Below are 18,675 nucleotides of genomic sequence, written 5' to 3'. Positions count from 1 at the left end.
AGTTTTTTTACATACAAAGTTCTCCTTGTTTTAACATGGTTACAAGGAGAAAAGAGATGCATTGTCGTATATTTGATAAAACCAGAATGACTATTTAAGAGCTTAAGTTTAGAGCATAGATCATACCTATATACACTTAAAATAAGAAAAAAGCCCAATTTGGGCTTTTTTAATTTTGTAAATCAATATCATATTCCATACTTTTTGCCGTATCCTCAGCAACCTCCACACCTAACAAATTTTTCACAATATGAAATGACATGTTAATACCAGCTGAAATACCTGCCGATGTAATGATGTGCCCTTCATCTACAAATTTCACATTCTCCATTACTTCTACATTTGGAAAATCTTTTTTGAAAGTTTGAATACTAGCCCAATGTGTTGTTGCTTTTAACCCTTCCAGTAAACCAGCTTTCGCGAGTAATAACGCTCCGGTACAAACTGAAGTCATTAGCTTTACTTCTTTCATTTGCTGACGAACCCAATTTATTATAATATCATTTTTCACTTCATTTTCCCGTGCGCCTTTACCACCTGGAATGATTAATATATCAACTGGTGGTAAATCTTCAATACTATAATCAGGCTGTACCTTTAATCCGTTCCTTGCTGTAATCATTTCTCCATTTTGGCTAACTGTATAAACAGTAAATGGTTTCTCTTCATGTACTTTAGTGATAGAAAAAACTTCAAATGGCCCTGCAAAATCTAACACTTCCACCTCATTAAATAAAAATATCCCTACACTCCATTTATTCATCACACGTTCACTCCCTGTTGCAAATAATGTAAAAGGTGAGCATGACCTTTTTCTAAGGCTATATCATAGGCTGTTTTCTCATCATCACACTCTTCTATATGTTCTGTTGATTATTATATATTCCTTTTTTAATTATAGTTTACATAATAATATTATCTATTTAAACATCTATCTTTTATTTTAAATATTAAAATTTTCTGCTAAAATAATGCTAATCATGTTTAGTATGGAGGAGAAATTATGTTACACGTAATACCTTTAAATAGTGAAGACTATGATTTAATTACAGCGGCTGAAAAGTATACAAGTGAAGTAAAATAATTATTCCAGTTTTCCATTCATCTTATAATATTATTCCAATAAAAAAACAATCCGTTTTAAAAACGGGTTGTTTTTTTATTTCTGTTTTATGCAGTTTATTTTATTTTTCTATTTTTAAAATAATTAAATTATCATTAACAAAAATGAAATTAAAAACATTTAAGTTTATTACATTTTTTCATTTGAAAATAAAAATGCACTTTCTCCTTACATTCGATAAATATGAATATAAAATCTCTAAAATCAGCAGTCTTATCATACCAATCTATAACAATTCTGTCTTCTTCCCTTACCTGTTTCCTTTAACACATATGATTTTAATACAAGCGACGTTAATGAATCTGTTAATGTTTTATATGATAAATTAGATAATGCCAATAGATCGTTCGTATATAACATTCTATGCTTCTCTAATAATAATAGTACTAATCGTTCAGACGGTTTTAATGCCTCATCACTTTCTAGTATAAAGTCTATATTTTTCATTTCTCTAATTATTACTCCTTATATAAAAAAATACTTACGCAACTAATTTAATATAAAAATAATACATAACAAAATTTGAAATATATTAAAATAACATTGTTTTAAAACACTATTATACTATAACATAGAAAAAGCATTTCCCGAAATAGGAAATGCTTTTTTATTGCTTATAGAATTCTTCAAACCATACATTATATTTCAAATATTGATCCGTACAATTCCCTACAAACTTCTCTGATCATTCAAAAGTATTTGTAGTACATCAAGTTCTACTAAAATGAGTTAACCATTTTCCGGCATTTTGTTCTACCTTAAATATTTCTTGCGATGTGCGGCTTACTGTAATGACTTGTTCCACCACCGCCTACTACTACTTTACCGCCCTGTTCGAAAATTAATAATTTACTTGAACCATCTGCAAGAAGTACTATTACTTCAGCATTATTACTTGTTGCTACATAAATTACATAACCACTTTTTGATATACAAGTTTCCCAATTCGCATCAAATTCTGATCTTAATACACGATTTGAATACACTTGATTTTCAATTCTATCTTGTTCTTCGTTTGCCAAATTTATCCCCTACCTCTCTAAAATATCATTTATAGAAACATTACAGTTCTATTTAAAATAGTGACTGTCTTTAATATAAATAGTATATGTAGTTAGTAGAAGGATGCTTGGACAATGAAAACGTAATAACATGTACGTAATATACAATTAAAACAAGACAATCGATATTGTATCGATTGCCTTGTTTTCTTACATACTTCTTTATTTTTCTTTTCGCACTGCTTCAAAAGTAAACATTTGATTTGCCTTTGACGGTTTTTTTTCAAAAACATAGTCAGCAGAGCAAGTAATATTAGAGAAACCAATACTTTCTAAAAGAAGTTTAAACTCTTCTATTCCATACCAACGCACCGCAAAGCGTTGCAATTCCGTTTGTACTAACTGCCCTTTACTCCATTTTTCATATTTTAAATATGATAGAGTAGTTTGATTCAGCCAATCTATTTCAATTGATTTATTTTCTAATGTAATTCCGTCTCCATTTGGCAAAGAAAAAGTCGATGTATGAATCTCCCCCGTCTTCCAGTCATACGGAAGCATAATATCTACGATTAATCGTCCGCCTGGATTAAGGTGTTCATAAAAACATTTCAATGCATTTATAGAATCCTCTCGATTTTCAATTAAGCAAAAAGAACCAGTAGGAATGATAATTGCCTCATATTTATGCGGAAGTGAAAATTTTTGTAAGCTTCCTTCATATAAATTAGGGAGTAAGCCTCTCTCTTTGCATCTTATACGGCACGATTCTAGCATCTCAGGTGAATAGTCAATCCCATCTACTGTAAAACCAGCCTCAAGAAGCGGGATGATGACACGACCTGACCCTACTGCTGCTTCGAGAATTCTACCTCTACAATTTTTCAAACGTTCTTCGTAATACTCAATATCACCATTTAAAGAATAACCGACAGGCTTTGTGTAATCATAAAGTTCCGTGCAAAGTGAACTATAAAAACTAAACATTTATTTTCTCCTCCGTTTTTACGTACGGAAGATTTTCATTCAATTAATCTTCCTGTACCTTTACTTTTAATGAAAATTCGAAAGAGCTGACTGTCATACTATATCACTCGCTTTCCATAGAATATAATCATATTGTATAATATTTCCTTTGAAATGCCAATGTAAATAATGAAAATTCAAACTCTTCACCAAAAGGAGGATATGATGAATTCATTCATTATATTTCTTTTACTTCTTATTGCTTGTAATGCTCTAATTTTCTTTATAGCGAAGAAATATAGGCAAATACGGAAAATATCTAGTGGTATTTTCATTCTTGCTGCCCCCATTGTTTTCTTCGCCACTTTACACATAATTGGCGAAAAAGTAGGCGATGGCTTCGCTGGAGGTTTTGCGGCCCTTATATTTAGTGGCCTATTGATCATGAATGCAATTTTCTTATTTGTTGTAAGTATTTTTGTATCTACCAATAAAAATTCATAATAAACTCCCCCCTTTCAAAATATAAAGAGCTTACTATACGGTAAGCTCTTCATACTATTTATTTCACAATTGGCAATGTCACTTCACTTAATTTTACTGTAAGCTTCGTGCCCGCTTTCGGTCTAATTGTATAATCATAGTCACTAGCTATTAAAACGACCCCTATTTGATGCCCAGCTTTAAATACATAATCATCTGGCTGCATATCCCATGTAAATGTATAATCTTTGCCCGGTTGAATCGCCGTTGAATTTTCTATACTCTTTACGTTTTGTGGATCCATCCAGCCTCTCGTTACGATTTCCGGCTTCGCTCCTCCATAATCAACAAGTAAAGCGGTTAAATTTGATACAGATCGATCAATATTTCCCGTAATTGAAATCTTTGGTGTACCACTTATACGCGTATCTTTTTGCAGTACAGGCATTGTATACACTAATCGATTGGCTACTTCTAATTCTGGGTTTGCAACTAATTGGTTTGATTTTATTTTTGCATCATCTGCGAATGAAAAAACTTTATTTACAGAACCCATACTTAATGGTAAATTAACGGCTTTATTACTTAAATACATTCGCACTTTTGATGGCACAGCTGATGGATCCGGCCAATTTTTTATTTTATCCCAAGTTTTATTTTCACGTTGTACATCGACCATTGGTTCATTCATAATTCCATTTTCAATTCCGTATAACCAATAATCGAACCATTTATTTTGTGTTCTTTGCCAGTCATTCGTTGATGTTCCACCGTGTCCACCTTGATGTAACCACATTTTACGAGGAACATCATTCTCTCCAAGCGCTTCCCACCATTGCGCGAACTGCTTCGTCTTTACATTCCAATCATTTAAACCATGAACAACAAACACACTCGCTTTTACGTTTTTGGCATCTTTTACATAATTTCGTTTATCCCAAAAATCATTATAATTACCAGTTTTCCGGTCCTGTCCGGCTGTTAGCTCTTTTATTACTTGTCCGCAAACTTCAGGGTTTTCCCTTGTTAATACTGCTTCGGCCATATTATCTGTATCTTCTCCTTGGTATCCACCTGGCGCAATCACTGCACCGTTTGCACGATAATAATCATACCAACTACTAATCGCTGCGATTGGTATAATTGTTTTTAGCCCTTCAACGCCTGTCGTTGCAACAGCATTTGGTAACGTACCATTATACGAAACTCCTGTCATACCTACATTTCCCGTTGACCAATCGGCTTTAACTTCCTCACCATTTTCTGTATATGCTTTCGCACGTCCATTTACCCAATCAATAACAGATTTCGTCCCTAATATTTCTTGCTCATCCCCAGTCGTCGGACATCCATCTGATTTCCCAGTTCCAATACTTTCACCTAAAATGACTGCATAGCCTCTTGGTACATAATAATTTCCATACGAACCAAGATTAACAGCTCCATACGGTTTCCCTTCATACGCATACAATTCTTCATCTACGTTATATACAGGAACATCTTTTAAACCAGCTCGATATGGACTCATTTCATATATAACAGGAACTTTCACATTCGAATCAGTTTTTGGACGCATAACTTTTACCGATACACGATCCTTTTTTCCATCTCGATCACTATCTACTTCCGTTTCTACAAATAAATTTTCAATAATCGCTTCATCAAGCGAATAAATCGGTTTTGTCATCCCATTTTCTAATTCAATTTTCGTGTTTGATTGTAACGCCTCTGAAACACTTTTATTTAACTTCACGTCATTCTCATTTATGTAGTTTGTTTCTTTATTGTCTGCATACGCAGTCATACTAGAAACTCCTGATGTAATTGATAAAGATAATATTGCTGATAATGTTGCTATTTTCTTTTTCCCCATACCCTTCCCTCCCCATATATTTCTCTTTTTACTATACAATAAAATTACGGAAAATTCAGTTTATATTTTATACAACAACTTGAGAAATTTGTAGAACACTCTTCCAACGGGCTTTCAAGGTTATATATTTTGAATTACTACTTACATATATCAATAAAAAACATCGCCTATTAATAGACGATGCTCTACTAGTATTGAATTAGTCATTCTTCATATGAATATAAAATCGTATTTCTCCCCCTATAGTAAATACTCCATAGTCAAAACCATGTCTTTCTAAAATACTTTTCACGATCGCTAAGCCTAGTCCTGTACCTGAACGATCTTTACTACGAGAAGATTCTAAGACGTAAAAAGGTTCCCAAATTTTATCGATATCTTTCATATGTTCAGCATTCATACCATTTTGAATTTGAAAATATACACTCTCATTTCGATCTTCTAATGTAATTTTTATATTTTGATTTGATGTATATTTTATCGCATTAGAAATTAAATTTTGGAACACCATTCTCATTTTATTTACATCTGCATAAACAATTGCATCGCCAACATTATAGTTCACTTGCAAATTAATTTCTTTCGACTCCAGTTCAATCTTATGCTTATCTAATATACTTTGGACTAGTGATTTAATAGAGAATTCTTCTTTTTGTAACAGATCTCTTTCTAGTTTAGAAAATCGTAATAACTCTTCAATTAAGTTTGATATGTGATCCGATTGTTTAATGATTGTATCTATGTATGTACCATCATCTAGACCATCTTTTATTCCCATAGAATATGCTTTCACTAACGCGATTGGAGTTTTCAATTCATGGGTCACATCACCCATAAATCGTTTTAAATGTTCATTACGATCTGTTAAATCTTGATGCGCTCCCTGTAGTTTTTCACTCATGATATTAATACTAGTAGCTAAGTCTCCTATTTCATCATTCGTTTTCACTTTTGTCTTTTTAAACTGTAAACGTGAAATATCTTCTGCGACATCACTTAATTCTTTCAGCGGTGTCGTAATTGTTTTTGACAATATCCATACAAGTACGATAATGAGAAAAATCGTAATAACTAAAATGAATAAATAAAATGAGTTTAACGTTTTTATTATTTCATTTGAATGTGCGATAGAAACTCCTACTAAAATCAACATATCATCCTTCGCCATGTATTTCACAAAAAAACTAGATTTGATTTTCTCTTGATCATATATTTTATTCGAATGTCCGAATTTCTTTACTTTCATTATTTCTTCTTTTGTAATCCAAATTTTATTAAGGGCAACTCTTTTTTTTGTAAGTTGCACACGTAACTCATCATTAATATGATCTTCTGAGTCTTTTATGGATGTATACGCAATCGTAACATTCCCCTCATTTTCAATGCTCGTAATTGCTTCATCCAATTGTTCTCTCGGTATGGACTGAATTTGCGCTGTAATACCTTCTAAGCTTTCTCGTGTTTTGTAAATATTATATTTCGGTAAAAGATAGTTAATTAATAATAAAGAGATCGTAAATATAAGAATAACGGTTAAAGATATACTAAGAAATAGCTTTTTTCCAAGTTTATTCACTCTGTTCCTCCAAACTATATCCTAGCCCGCGGTGCGTCTTTATAATATTTTCTCCAACTTTTTTTCGTAATCTCCTTACATGTGTATCAACAGTTCGCTCTTCTCCAAAATAGTCAAATCCCCATACGATATCTAACAATTTTTTACGATTTAAAATCATCCCTTTATGATTTAAAAAACATTTTATTAATTCTAGCTCTGTTTTTGTAATATCTAATTCTTTGTCATTTTTATAAACTTTATTTTTCGTAAAATCAATTTTCAAATCTTGAACTTGAATGACATCATCGTGCTGTATTAGCTTTTTCGCTCGAGTAATGAGTACACCTGGATGAAATGGTTTTTTTACGTACTCATCTGCCCCGCTTTGAAGAGCTGCTAATTCATCTTCGCTTTCACTTTTCGCCGTAAGCATTAATACTTTTACGCTTGAGTTTTTCTTTATTTCCTTACAAACAGTAATACCGCTATGTTTCGGCATCATCCAATCTAAAATAGCTAAATCAATTTTTTCATCATAAAATATTTGAAGTGCTTCTTCTCCATCTTTCGCTAAGAAAACTTCGAAGCCTTCTTTCTCAAAATAAGCTTTTAAAATCCTTAGCATATCTTGTTCATCATCTGCGATTAATACTTTCATACATTATCCTCCATTGCTTTTAAACAAAAATCAATTGTATCATACAACTTCTTTGTTACATGTATGTGACAGAAAAATATTTGAACCAGTTAAGGGTATAGTAAAAACGAGGTGTTGTACTATGATGAAAAAAATCGGGGTCATTACTCTTCTTTTCTTCTTATTATCAACAAATGCGTTCGCAAATACAAATCAACAAATTGAAGTATTTGATTGTCAAAAAGAAATGGTCGTTCAAAAACAATCTTTAGATCCAGCTATTCAAAAAAAAGCTGTTCAATATGCTAAATCCATTACTGGCCCGTTCAAAAACTTAAATGTCGTTCCAAAAGATGGTCACATGATAAAAATCCCTTTATCTAAACCAGTTTCTATTACAAATCAATGGTTACATACAACAATTGATGAAGTACTTATTCTTCTCCCGCTTAACGAAAAACCTTATATTATGCTTTACGATGATGAAAATAATCCACATTTCTATTATGTAAAAGGTGATCCGAAGAGATTATTGAAGCAAATGAATGTAAGCACATAATTGACTAGAAAAAAAGAGATCTCGTAAGCTTATTTTTAGAAGCTGAGGTCTCTTTTTTATACTATTATTTCGGTAAATGAAATTAAATTTTCTTTTTATAAATATAGGAACTCGAGACTAATAAAATATTGTTTTGATAGCCTTTTCTATAATACTTTATAGTGACTAGATCCTTTATATACTTCTCTCTTCACAAATCCATTTGCAGTATAAAATACATCACCTTGTTTCGTATCTGTATGTAAAACCACCACTTTAAAATACTTTTCTGCATGAGATAATAGTTTGTTTAATAACAACTTCCCTAGTCCTATACGACGATAGTCCTTCGCAATATAAAATCTCCTTAATCGGCCAATCTTATTATTTTCTGTATACTGATCCGCATTTAGCCCACCTATTCCAATTAACTTTTCCCCTTGAAAAATACCATATAAACATTCTCCAGTTTTATTAAATGTGTTTATTTTATTTTCATATTCACTTATTAGTTTTATTAGGAAATAAAACCCTTCATCTTTGCTTTCCTGAACAAGATAATCGGATTCGTATATCATTAAATCTTCAATTTGTTGAATATGTATATCTTTCAAGTAAATCCCCCCCTTAATATGGAAACACATAAAAATGCTCTAGAATCATTTATTCTGAGCATTTTTATGATTGTTATCTTATTCAATTCGTAGTATGTGTATTCTTCACTTCAGTTTTAAATCGATAATATAGTTGTTTAAGTCTTATTGAACTAAAGTAGCTGTTTGCTTAAATGAATAGATTTACATTTATAATGTCTCTCAAATATAATATCAGTTTATAAATTTATCATTCTACTCTAACATGTTCAAGTTAAGTTATAATTTGTTAATCTATAAGCTTGTGTAACCACAGTTCAAATATCTTTAACTGTTCTTCAGTATGAAAATAATGTTCACCTGTCTCCATGACTTCTAATGCACAACGATGTTTTTTTGTAAAATCGTTAATAATTTCAAATTCACACAGTTCATCCTTACCTCCGTACATAATATATGTATCTATGTTCCATGTATTAATAGGATGTTCTTTTACATAGCATAAATAATCCCAATATAACTTTTGACCAATCGGTGTCTCTATAATCATTTCTTTTTGCAAAAGTTCTGGTGTTACATTAAACCATTTCATCATATTTTCGATAATTCGTTCCATATTAACTACTGGTGATAAAAATAATGCCTTTTCAATCACATCATTTTGATAGGCTAAAAGGCTAAAATAAGCTCCTATACTACATGCAAACACACTTACCTCTTTCCAATGTTCTTTTGCGTAATTCATAATTATAGATAATTCACTAACACAAACTTGTACTTTGCAAAGTGTATTATCATTTGTTCTTTCTCCATGCTCAGGTAAATCAAAGCTTAATACTTGATAACCTTTTTGATTAGCTTCTTCAGCTAGTATTTGAATAACTGCATCTTCCTTATTTGACATATTTCCATGTACTGCAATAAAAACTTTTTCACTTTTATCTCCCCACAAAACCGTGGGAATATTATTAATGTTAAAATTATCTTTAAGCATATTTCCTCCGTGGAATAAGATATATAGGGATTGGCAAAAACTGCACACACTTTATAATCTTTGCACAGTAGGCAATATTCCCTTCAACTCCATTAAATCATCTATTACTATATCTGCCTGAGTAAGCTCATCTTCTTGTGCAAAATCAAAATTGCATCCAATCGCAATTAAGCCATTTTCTTTTGCTGCATTTATATCAGATAAACGATCCCCAACTACAGCTGCTTCTTTTATATCATATTTGTTCAAAATACTTTTTACTAAGTCGCTTTTATTAAGTGAGTTTATTTGTTCAATACTAAACGTTTCAGTAACCCATTGCTCTAACTCATAATAAGATACGATTGCTTGTAAATATTCAGTTAAACCATTACTAGCAATATAAATTGAACAATTATTTTCTGTTATATATGTAAAAATTTCTTTTACGTTCGAATATAAAGCACCTTTTCCGCTCTTAATATTTTCAATTAGTCTTTCTAAAAAATATGCATCTGTTTGTTCTCTTACTTCAAGAGAATGATTCGGTAATAAAGTTTCCCAAACTTTCGGTAATGGCACACCCATGATTTCACGGTATTTATCAATAGGTGTTACCGTATCCCATAATTGTAGTGATCTTAAATGATCAAAAGTATCATCTAACGATAATTCTAATATTTTATCTGTTTGAAATAACGTTCCGTCCATATCAAAAATTAATGCTTTTAACATTCCATTCTCTCCTTTTGAACTATAATACAGTTTTACTTGATATATTTTTAAGCATCTCAACGATAATTTCTGAACAATAGTTTGCGGCCGTTTTCGCGAAGTCATCATAAGAAATTTGAGCTTCATCGTCTGCGCTGTCAGAAATACATCTTATAACGAGAAACGGTACTTCATTTATGTAGGCAACATGTCCAATTGCTGCACCTTCCATTTCTGTACAATGCGGTGCGTATTCGTCTATTAATTTCGCTTTTAGTTTGGAATCTTCAACAAAACATTCACCACTTACGATTCTTCCTTCATGAATTTCCATATGTAAAGAACTACTATTACATGCTTTACGCGCTAGCTCTACTAATTCCTTACTTGCGATAAATTCTTCTTGAAACGGGAATAAGTTTTTCATTTGAGTTTTACTTACATCATGGTGGGTAACATTCGTTGAAATAACGATATCACCAACTTTTACATCTAGGTGTAACCCGCCAGCAACACCCGTATTGATGATAGCATCTACATCAAATTTATGAATTAATGTTTGCGTACATGCGGCTGCATTTACTTTTCCTACGCCACACCTTGTAACAATTATTTCTGTTCCCATGAATTCGCCAATGTAAAAAGGCATTCCCGCAATTGTTTGTTCTTCTTGTACAACTAATTTTTCTAAAAGTAAGTCTATTTCAATTTGCATTGCTCCGATAATGCCGATTTTATTCATGTATGTTGTCCCCTTTATTAATTAATCCCTTTAATTCTTTCAGACATAACCGAAAATATAAATCTTGGAAGTACAAGTTGTCTCTTTAATCTGTTCGGCTGTGAGAGTAACCTATACAGCCATTCAGTTCCAGTATCCCTCATAATTTTTGGTGCTCTTTTTACAGTACCAGATAATATATCGATCATACCTCCAATACCAATAGATAGTGGAATGTTTAATGTTTGTATGTTTTCATAGATGAATTCTTCTTGTTTTGGTGAACCTAGTCCTACTAGCAGTAAGTGCGGCTTGAATTGCTTTATTTTCATTTTTACTCCTTCTATTTCTTCATCATTTACAAATCCATGCTGTCCCTTAAACTGTGCTCCCGGGAACTGCCCATTTAATTTTTCTAATGCCTTTTTATTACTATCTGGAGCAGCACCAAAAAGAAAGACGCGGTATCTATTATCGTTACAATATTTTATTAAATCGTGAGTGATATCTGCGCCTGTGACGCGTTCTTTCAACGTTCCTTTTAATATTTTCGAGCCAATTATGACACCAATTCCATCCGCTGTTATTAAATCCGCAGATAGTAACATCTTTTTAAACTGTTTAGATTTAGCTGTGCTTTCCTTTGCAGACATAACAATCTCAGGATTTGCAGTTACTACAAATCTTGGTTTCTCTTGTTTTTCATGTAGCCAACTTTTTAATAAACTTATAGCTTTTGTATATTCTAAAGTTGAAAAAGGTATTCCCTTTATAAGTTGGTGATCCACTATACTCTCTCCTTACATAAGTCGCAAATATTCATCAATATCTTTAGAAATTTGTTTAAAGGCTTTATCCCAAAATTCATAGCTCGTTATATCTATTTCAAAATGTTTTTTCATAAGTTCTTCCACTGGGGCTTTTCCTGTTTCTCGTAAAAACTCTTTATATTTCAAGTGAAAAGTACTTTTTCTTTCTTTAGCTATTTCTAATAAACTAAAACTAACTAAATAGCCAAATGTGTATGGATAATTATAAAAAGGAACATCTGCTAAATAAAACTGAACATATTTCATCCAAACAAACGGCTGATATTCTGATAATGCATTCCCGTATGCTTTTTCTTGCGCTACTATAGATAATTTCTCGATTTGATCAGCACTTAAAGGACTTTCTTTACATTTTTCATAAAAGTTCTTCTCAAATTCGAACGATGCTCGAATTGCCATTACATAATTAAAACAGTTTCTTATTTTCCAGCTAAGCAATGACTTTTTTATATCTATACTATCTGTTGTTTGAATTAGATAATTTATAAGCACTGTTTCAAAGAAAATAGATGCTGATTCAGCTGTACTCATTGGCAAATAATCATCTAAAAAAGAAGAGGATGGTTCAAAACTCATATTATAAAAATGCCAAGCATGTCCTAGTTCGTGGGCAAGTATTCTTACACTATCGATACTTCCGTCATAACGCATAGAGATTCGAGATTCTTTTTCACTGAAAAAAGGAGCACAAAATCCACCTGGTGGTTTATTCTCTCTCGGTTCTGCATCTAGCCAACCACTTTCTATTGCATTACGTGCAAATTCTACTAATTCTTCATCTATATTTTTTAATACATCGTATATGTTTTGTACTGCTACTGAAAAAGGAATAATAACCTCATTATTCTCCTTTACTGTCATAAGTTCATGCCATGTAATCGAAGCTCTGCCTTTCTTATACACATTTAAAGCACTAACTAATTTGTCTAGATTTTCTTCTGTCGTATTCCATATTTGTAATAATACAGTTTCTGAAATACCATTCGCATGAAGTGACCTTGCTAAAATCTCTCTATCTTCTAATTCATTACCCTTTGTATTACGCAATCTTCCTATTTGATTTAATACAGTAGCAAAAATTTCTTTCTCCTTATGTAAAGCAAATGTTAATGACTCGAATACTTCTAGTCTTTCCTTTTCATTATCACTATTCATTGCAATATGATTTGCTTGTCCAAATGATAATTGCTTATTATTGTGCTCTATTTCTATCCTATTCCTTAATTGTATGTACATATTTTCCCACGCATTTAGTTCATCTTTTATTAGCCTAGTACTATCGGTAATTTCCACTTCACTTTGCTGTATGACTTGCTGCACTTCACTTTTTAATTCCTTTACTTTCACAGTCAATCTAGTATTATCCGATGCAACACTTTCTTCAGCCGATCGACAGTACAAATAGTATTCTGCTTTTTCAATAGCTTGTATAAGTTTTGAAAGGCCCCCTACATCCTTTGTCTCATAATATTGTTCTTTCAATTCCAATATTGGATTTAGAATATCCTCAACCGGATACAATCGATCTAAATTCCATCTAGCAATTTCATGCATTTTTATAGCCGCCTCCTATTTTTACAAATAGTTACAGAAATTTCCCCCCTCACAATTATAAACGAAATGAAAAATTTTTAATATCTTTAAATATTTAGATTTCTATACAAATATTCTTATTTATGCTCTTTGCTTACGCTACTAAAACGCACATAACATAAACAGATAAATGCTACGGCTACTGGAATCAGTATTACTCCTCCAATAAAAGGGTAAACAACTACACAACATGTAAAAGCTACTATAGAAAAAATTTTACCTAACTTATTCTTTATTAATTTCATCCCAGCCCCAGTACCGACTATATATGTAACAATTCCTAACGAATTCGGTATTAAAACAATTTTATCTATACTAATATGACAAACGAAACTTATTAATAAACCAATTATTGCAATGTAACCAACAACCTTTACTGCATTTGTTGGGGTTTCTCTTTTTTTATTTATATGCGCTAAATAACGCGGTGCAACTTCTTCTTTTCCTAGTGAATAACCTAAGCGCCCCATACTTGCGATAAATGCATTTGTCGTCCCTAAACAAATGATAAAAGCTACAAATCCAATTATCCATGCAAATTGGTCGCCTAATGCTTGCTTCATTACAAGCATCAGAGCTGTAGTATTATCAGCATTGATATGATAGGATTTCGTTCCAATTACTGATAATGCAATACCTATATATAAAACTCCAATAATAATAATCGCAAATCCCGTAGATAAAATAATATTTCTTTTTCTAGGTGATTTAAATTCAGGAGCTAAACTTGCAATAGCTTCCCAGCCGAAAAAAGACCAAAAAATTAATAATGATGCCTCTAAAATTGGATTTATTTCATGCATAGAAATATGTACATTTATATTTTTCATTTCAATATAAGGTAGTGAGCTAATAATTGTTATTAGCAAAATAAAGAAAGTTAATACACCTATACATACTTGAAACAATCCACTCATTTTTAGCCCATATAAATTGAAACCAATTGAAATACTTAAAATAATAAGCGCTATAACGTAAGAAAAATATGATGATAAATCAAACACTCTCACTATATACATTCCACCAGTCATTGAGACAATAATTTGTCCAACACTACCTGCAATAAAAAAACACCATCCTATAATGGCACCAATATTTTTACCGAAAGCTTTTTCTGCAAAAGTAGCTATTCCACCAGCACTTGGATGCTCAATCGATAAAAATGCGAATGTGAATGCAAGTGGAATACTAAGTGATATCATAATAAGCCAAGAAACCATTGCATTCCCCTCTGCTACACTCGCTGTCATACCAGGTAATATAAGAATTCCTGATCCTAGAACCGCTCCGACGTATAAGGCTGTTCCCTTTTTAATAGAAATTGTTTCATCAAAATGATTAGACATTACATGCACCTCCATTTATATTTTAATTATAGAAATTTATCATTCTATTCAATATACAAAAGTGTATGTAATTTAACATTAGATTTTATATTATGTATTCATTTCAGAAATTTACTTTCAATTTTGCAAAGGAGCATAATTCATGGATGAAATTGACAAGAAAATTACGTTATTACTACAAGAAGATGCCAGAATGACAATTACAGAAATGACTGAGCACTTACACCTCAGCCGCCCTAGTGTTACAGAAAGACTAAAGAGATTACAAGATACTGGAATAATCGAGAAATATACAGCTCGGATATCATTAGATGCAGTTGGAAAATCAATTCAAGCATTTTTAAGAATTGAAAATCTAAAGATTCCTTGTAAAAAATTTGAGGAGAAAATCTACGAAGAATATAGAATACTCGAATGTCATCGCGTAACAGGTGAAAGTAGCTATTACTTAAAAGTAGCAGTTCACTCTATGAAGGAATTAGAGGAATTAATTGATATCGTGATACCCTTTGGAACAGTCAAAACTTCGATGATTTTATCTTCACCGATACCATATCGACCAATACTTATAGAATAGCAATGAAAAAGGTTATCCAAAAAGTATAAAATATACTACTCTTTTGGATAACCCCTTACAATTTATTTGAGTTTTTCACTAAACTTCCCTATAAATCCATTTTATTTTCAGCTGATATTTTAAAATACTTCGCAGATAATTTATAAGAGCGATTTTCATTATAAAAGTTACCTAATTCATAGGATAATTCAGCAACTAAACGATGTTGTTTTTTTCCTACTCCCACTTCAATTGCCTTTTGCATATTTTTCTCATATTCATAATAATCCCCACGTATTTTGAATACTTTAGCTTTCAAACCATATAGTTGAACATGTGCAATTGGTACATCATAAATTGATAAAAAATGAAATGCTTCATTCATAACCTTATTAACATTTTCCCAATCTTTAAGTTCTATGTAAACCTCCAACATGTTTCGTAACGCATATACTTTTTGATCTTTCTGTGATAAAAATTCACTTAATTCCAAAGTTTTTTCGTAGTATTTAATGGCATTCGTATAGTCTTTCAAACCTTGATAAATTTTCCCGTAATCATAAGAAATTACAGGTAAATACTTTGACTCACCATTAATAGCCAAACTATTTTCTACTTGCTGTAAAATTTCAAGTGCCTTTTCATATAACTCATCCATAATATACAATATTGTAAGCATTAAAAGTGTATTTATTACGTTTTTCTGCATACCATTTTTTCTGTATATGTTGTAAGCTTTTAAGGCATACAAACGACTAATACTTTTATCTTTATAAAGCTCCTTATATACATGACATAAATTATAGTATATATGACCATGTTGTTCAGTTTCTTCTACGCCAAGTAAACTCTCAGCCTGTACATATATATCATGCGCAGCACTGTAGTCTTGTTGATTATAAAAATATAAACCTCGAGCTTTTAAATAATAAATATAATCTTCAGGATCTTGCATTTCGACCTGACTTGGTATCATTTGCGAAGCTTGATCTATAAGCGATTTCGCATATAACACGTTTTTTTGTCGGGCATGATAGTATATAAGTACACCATATACCTTTAGTAATAAAGGGATTGAATCCACTTCACGAACGTATAATTCTAACAAAGATAAGTCACCTTCTGTAATACTTTTATCTTTTTTATATTTATTACATATTTTTAAAATAGTAAGCTTTATCTCCTCGAAATTTCCATTTATAAGATAATCACTCTTAACTTCTAACTTCTTAGAAACCTTTTTTATAAAAGAAGATGACGGTTTTATTTTTCCACTTTCTATTCTACTTAAATATGTTATTGAACATATTCCTGATACGAGTTCCCCCTGTGTTAATCCTTTATGCATTCGAACATGGCGAATACGTTCCCCTATTTCCATCTTTCTACTCTCCCTGCTTAACCATTTCTTACTTTTCACTAAATAAGCCATTATGTATTGCTTAATCTTTCATATTAAGGAAATGTATAACTTCAAAAATGTAAAAAAATGTATCACACATTTTAATTTTACATTCATACAATGATTATTTCTAGATGCCTTGTTAAATTTAATCGTTAAAATTTAGGTTTTTCACCCATTTTTTTATGTGATTTTACTACTTGTTATTAACAAAAACAGAATCATATACTTGAATTACGATAAAACTAATGAAAAGGATTTAACTACATGTAAACTATCATTCTTCATTTAGATAGTTATAGTTCATTACATTTACCTAGTACATAGAAGATATTTATTGTAAACCGAAAAAATTAAATAAATTTAATAGACGAATTATTAATATCAAATTCTAGAAATTAGTTTATCAAATTATTCAATAAAAATGAAAGGATGATACAAATGTTTGTAAGAATTAAAGATGAATCTTCACGAAAAATAGTTAGATATGCTGGAGGCGCTGCTTTACTTTTAATATTGGCTTCTTTCATTTATCAGTGGAAAAATGACTTAGTAATTGATCAAACTGAAAGATTCGGCTTTGGACTAGCGATTATCATTTTCCTATCTACCTTCTTACCTTTTAAAGAGAAAGTGAATAAATAATTACATATAAATGAGATTAAAAAAGGATTGATCAAAAGATCAATCCTTTACTCTACTTCATTTAAGAAAAATAACGTTATAACGCCAGGTCCTGTATGTGCTCCGATTGCTGCACCAATTGTATTTACGATAAATACTTCACAGCCAAATCTTTCTGTAATTAATGCTTTTAATGCTTCAGCTGTTTCTAAGTCATCGCCATGAGTCATACCAATTGTTTGACCTTTAAGCTCTTTTCCACGTTCTTCCATAATATCAACAATACGACTCAATACTTTCTTTTTCCCTCGTACTTTTTCAAGTGGTACAAGTTTTCCTTCTTCCACGTTTAAAATCGGCTTAATGTTTAGTAAACCACCGATAAAACCTGCTACTTTACTTAAGCGTCCACCTCTCACAAGGTACTGTAAGTCAGCTACAGTGAAGATATGTTCCATATGATTCATTAGAAAATCAACACGTTTTAAAATATCTTCTTTTGATGCACCGTCTTTCGCCATTTTAGCAGCTTCTAATACGACAAGCCCTTGACCAAGCGAAGCACATTTCGTATCGATGATTTCTAAATCTAAATCAGCATATGTTTCTTTTACTTCCTCTTTAATGAGAACTGATGATTGATATGTACCAGACAGTTCAGATGAAAAAGCTAAATATATACAAGGATTACCTTCTTTTGCATAAGAAACAAATTTTTCTTGGAAAGTTTCAAGTGAAGGCAATGACGTTCTATAAACAGCGCCTTCTCTCATATTTTGCAATAATGTAACTGACTCTAATGTAACTCCATCTAAATACTCTGTTTCTGCTTCATCATAAACACGGAGTGGAATTAAATCAATATCATATGCTTGCAGCAATTCTACCGGTAAATCCGCCGCACTATCCGTAATGATTTTAACACCCATTTTTAAACCTCTATTCTGTTATAAATATAAAATAATAAAATAAAAATAGTACTTTTAAATTATATACGTAAAACTTAAATGAAGAAAGGAAAACACTTTATATTGTATGCACTATTCTTCAAAACTTGAACTGATAATAAAAATCATGCCAGTATAATCACTTTTTTCCTGATATTATATTCTATATAATAGGAAAATTACATTTTTTATAAAGG

At 31.3% G+C, this 18,675-nt stretch carries 20 protein-coding genes and 1 pseudogene; 4 read left to right on the top strand and 17 right to left on the bottom strand.

Annotation, left to right across the window (positions count from 1 at the left end; translation table 11 throughout):
• Positions 1–169 precede the first annotated feature (169 nt).
• From MR147_RS05830 to MR147_RS05810, 5 genes and pseudogenes are all read right to left on the bottom strand, one after another.
• On the bottom strand, positions 170–766 hold the full coding sequence (locus tag MR147_RS05830) for a DJ-1/PfpI family protein (protein WP_074608574.1): 597 nt from the start codon (positions 764–766) through the stop codon (positions 170–172).
• Positions 763–849: pseudogene (locus MR147_RS05825) on the bottom strand (ankyrin repeat domain-containing protein); the annotation flags it as partial. The pseudogene MR147_RS05825 and the gene MR147_RS05830, both read right to left, overlap by 4 nt.
• Before the next feature lie 490 nt (positions 850–1,339).
• Complete coding sequence (locus tag MR147_RS05820) at positions 1,340–1,570, bottom strand: hypothetical protein (RefSeq protein ID WP_000789033.1); 231 nt, start codon at positions 1,568–1,570, stop codon at positions 1,340–1,342.
• 311 nt (positions 1,571–1,881) lie between these two features.
• Complete coding sequence (locus MR147_RS05815) at positions 1,882–2,145, bottom strand: hypothetical protein (protein ID WP_001262612.1); 264 nt, start codon at positions 2,143–2,145, stop codon at positions 1,882–1,884.
• 201 nt (positions 2,146–2,346) lie between these two features.
• Positions 2,347–3,111, bottom strand: a complete 765-nt coding sequence (locus MR147_RS05810) for a class I SAM-dependent methyltransferase (protein WP_242303781.1) — start codon at positions 3,109–3,111, stop codon at positions 2,347–2,349.
• A 204-nt stretch (positions 3,112–3,315) separates the two neighbouring features.
• Between MR147_RS05810 and MR147_RS05805 the strand changes: the two genes are divergently transcribed.
• Positions 3,316–3,594, top strand: a complete 279-nt coding sequence (locus MR147_RS05805) for a hypothetical protein (RefSeq protein ID WP_242303780.1) — start codon at positions 3,316–3,318, stop codon at positions 3,592–3,594.
• 58 nt (positions 3,595–3,652) lie between these two features.
• On the opposite strand, the gene MR147_RS05800 is transcribed toward MR147_RS05805, so the two are convergent.
• The 3 genes from MR147_RS05800 to MR147_RS05790 all read right to left on the bottom strand — a co-directional run bounded on the left by MR147_RS05800 (position 3,653) and on the right by MR147_RS05790 (position 7,662).
• On the bottom strand, positions 3,653–5,446 hold the full coding sequence (locus MR147_RS05800) for a Xaa-Pro dipeptidyl-peptidase (RefSeq protein WP_242303779.1): 1,794 nt from the start codon (positions 5,444–5,446) through the stop codon (positions 3,653–3,655).
• 199 nt (positions 5,447–5,645) lie between these two features.
• Positions 5,646–7,022 carry a sensor histidine kinase gene (locus tag MR147_RS05795; RefSeq protein WP_074608569.1) on the bottom strand — a complete coding sequence of 459 codons (1,377 nt, stop codon included), beginning with the start codon at positions 7,020–7,022 and terminating at the stop codon, positions 5,646–5,648.
• Positions 7,015–7,662 (bottom strand): response regulator transcription factor, encoded by a 648-nt coding sequence (locus tag MR147_RS05790; RefSeq protein WP_242303778.1) that lies wholly within the window; start codon positions 7,660–7,662, stop codon positions 7,015–7,017. The genes MR147_RS05795 and MR147_RS05790 overlap by 8 nt, the downstream gene beginning before the upstream one ends.
• A gap of 121 nt (positions 7,663–7,783) precedes the next feature.
• Between MR147_RS05790 and MR147_RS05785 the strand changes: the two genes are divergently transcribed.
• Positions 7,784–8,200, top strand: a complete 417-nt coding sequence (locus MR147_RS05785; RefSeq protein ID WP_074608565.1) for a hypothetical protein — start codon at positions 7,784–7,786, stop codon at positions 8,198–8,200.
• 146 nt (positions 8,201–8,346) lie between these two features.
• On the opposite strand, the gene MR147_RS05780 is transcribed toward MR147_RS05785, so the two are convergent.
• The 7 genes from MR147_RS05780 to MR147_RS05750 form a co-directional block, all read right to left on the bottom strand.
• Positions 8,347–8,793 carry a GNAT family N-acetyltransferase gene (locus tag MR147_RS05780; RefSeq protein WP_242303777.1) on the bottom strand — a complete coding sequence of 149 codons (447 nt, stop codon included), beginning with the start codon at positions 8,791–8,793 and terminating at the stop codon, positions 8,347–8,349.
• Positions 8,794–9,061: 268 nt separating this feature from the next.
• Positions 9,062–9,766 (bottom strand): alpha/beta hydrolase, encoded by a 705-nt coding sequence (locus MR147_RS05775; RefSeq protein ID WP_139302813.1) that lies wholly within the window; start codon positions 9,764–9,766, stop codon positions 9,062–9,064.
• A 51-nt stretch (positions 9,767–9,817) separates the two neighbouring features.
• Positions 9,818–10,480: an HAD hydrolase-like protein gene (locus MR147_RS05770; RefSeq protein WP_242303776.1), complete on the bottom strand. Its 663-nt coding sequence runs from the start codon at positions 10,478–10,480 to the stop codon at positions 9,818–9,820.
• Positions 10,481–10,499: 19 nt separating this feature from the next.
• Positions 10,500–11,201 carry a 5'-methylthioadenosine/adenosylhomocysteine nucleosidase gene (locus tag MR147_RS05765; RefSeq protein WP_074608557.1) on the bottom strand — a complete coding sequence of 234 codons (702 nt, stop codon included), beginning with the start codon at positions 11,199–11,201 and terminating at the stop codon, positions 10,500–10,502.
• Between the two features lie 17 nt (positions 11,202–11,218).
• A complete protein-coding gene (locus MR147_RS05760) occupies positions 11,219–11,968 on the bottom strand; it encodes a WecB/TagA/CpsF family glycosyltransferase (protein WP_074608556.1) in 750 nt (249 codons plus the stop codon).
• A gap of 12 nt (positions 11,969–11,980) precedes the next feature.
• Complete coding sequence (locus tag MR147_RS05755) at positions 11,981–13,564, bottom strand: M3 family metallopeptidase (protein ID WP_074608554.1); 1,584 nt, start codon at positions 13,562–13,564, stop codon at positions 11,981–11,983.
• Between the two features lie 116 nt (positions 13,565–13,680).
• Positions 13,681–14,949 (bottom strand): APC family permease, encoded by a 1,269-nt coding sequence (locus tag MR147_RS05750; protein ID WP_242303775.1) that lies wholly within the window; start codon positions 14,947–14,949, stop codon positions 13,681–13,683.
• Between the two features lie 142 nt (positions 14,950–15,091).
• Here MR147_RS05750 and MR147_RS05745 point away from each other — a divergent pair, with 142 nt between their 5' ends.
• Entirely contained in the window at positions 15,092–15,526 is a 435-nt protein-coding gene (locus tag MR147_RS05745; protein ID WP_242303774.1) for an Lrp/AsnC family transcriptional regulator, read from the top strand.
• 88 nt (positions 15,527–15,614) lie between these two features.
• Here the strand turns inward: MR147_RS05745 and MR147_RS05740 are convergent, their stop codons facing one another.
• Positions 15,615–16,886 carry a helix-turn-helix domain-containing protein gene (locus tag MR147_RS05740; RefSeq protein WP_074608548.1) on the bottom strand — a complete coding sequence of 424 codons (1,272 nt, stop codon included), beginning with the start codon at positions 16,884–16,886 and terminating at the stop codon, positions 15,615–15,617.
• Positions 16,887–17,348: 462 nt separating this feature from the next.
• On the opposite strand from MR147_RS05740, the gene MR147_RS05735 reads away from it, so the two are divergent.
• Complete coding sequence (locus MR147_RS05735) at positions 17,349–17,552, top strand: hypothetical protein (protein WP_074608545.1); 204 nt, start codon at positions 17,349–17,351, stop codon at positions 17,550–17,552.
• A 47-nt stretch (positions 17,553–17,599) separates the two neighbouring features.
• Here the strand turns inward: MR147_RS05735 and MR147_RS05730 are convergent, their stop codons facing one another.
• Positions 17,600–18,460 carry a DegV family protein gene (locus tag MR147_RS05730; protein WP_074608544.1) on the bottom strand — a complete coding sequence of 287 codons (861 nt, stop codon included), beginning with the start codon at positions 18,458–18,460 and terminating at the stop codon, positions 17,600–17,602.
• Positions 18,461–18,675: the final 215 nt, after the last annotated feature.

Source organism: Bacillus cereus group sp. BfR-BA-01350 (assembly GCF_022663775.1).
GTDB lineage: Bacteria > Bacillota > Bacilli > Bacillales > Bacillaceae_G > Bacillus_A > Bacillus_A paranthracis.
This window is presented reverse-complemented; position numbering and strand designations above follow the sequence as displayed.

Bases quoted from the DNA above. Each gene is read 5' to 3' on its own strand.
- MR147_RS05775 (WP_139302813.1), bottom strand. From the start codon at position 9,766: ATGCTTAAAGATAATTTTAACATTAATAATATTCCCACGGTTTTGTGG.
- MR147_RS05740 (WP_074608548.1), bottom strand. From the start codon at position 16,886: ATGGAAATAGGGGAACGTATTCGCCATGTTCGAATGCATAAAGGATTA.
- MR147_RS05790 (WP_242303778.1), bottom strand. From the start codon at position 7,662: ATGAAAGTATTAATCGCAGATGATGAACAAGATATGCTAAGGATTTTA.
- MR147_RS05810 (WP_242303781.1), bottom strand. From the start codon at position 3,111: ATGTTTAGTTTTTATAGTTCACTTTGCACGGAACTTTATGATTACACA.
- MR147_RS05735 (WP_074608545.1), top strand. From the start codon at position 17,349: ATGTTTGTAAGAATTAAAGATGAATCTTCACGAAAAATAGTTAGATAT.
- MR147_RS05730 (WP_074608544.1), bottom strand. From the start codon at position 18,460: ATGGGTGTTAAAATCATTACGGATAGTGCGGCGGATTTACCGGTAGAA.
- MR147_RS05805 (WP_242303780.1), top strand. From the start codon at position 3,316: ATGAATTCATTCATTATATTTCTTTTACTTCTTATTGCTTGTAATGCT.
- MR147_RS05770 (WP_242303776.1), bottom strand. From the start codon at position 10,480: ATGTTAAAAGCATTAATTTTTGATATGGACGGAACGTTATTTCAAACA.
- MR147_RS05745 (WP_242303774.1), top strand. From the start codon at position 15,092: ATGGATGAAATTGACAAGAAAATTACGTTATTACTACAAGAAGATGCC.
- MR147_RS05820 (WP_000789033.1), bottom strand. From the start codon at position 1,570: ATGAAAAATATAGACTTTATACTAGAAAGTGATGAGGCATTAAAACCG.
- MR147_RS05750 (WP_242303775.1), bottom strand. From the start codon at position 14,949: ATGTCTAATCATTTTGATGAAACAATTTCTATTAAAAAGGGAACAGCC.
- MR147_RS05800 (WP_242303779.1), bottom strand. From the start codon at position 5,446: ATGGGGAAAAAGAAAATAGCAACATTATCAGCAATATTATCTTTATCA.
- MR147_RS05785 (WP_074608565.1), top strand. From the start codon at position 7,784: ATGATGAAAAAAATCGGGGTCATTACTCTTCTTTTCTTCTTATTATCA.
- MR147_RS05755 (WP_074608554.1), bottom strand. From the start codon at position 13,564: ATGCATGAAATTGCTAGATGGAATTTAGATCGATTGTATCCGGTTGAG.
- MR147_RS05765 (WP_074608557.1), bottom strand. From the start codon at position 11,201: ATGAATAAAATCGGCATTATCGGAGCAATGCAAATTGAAATAGACTTA.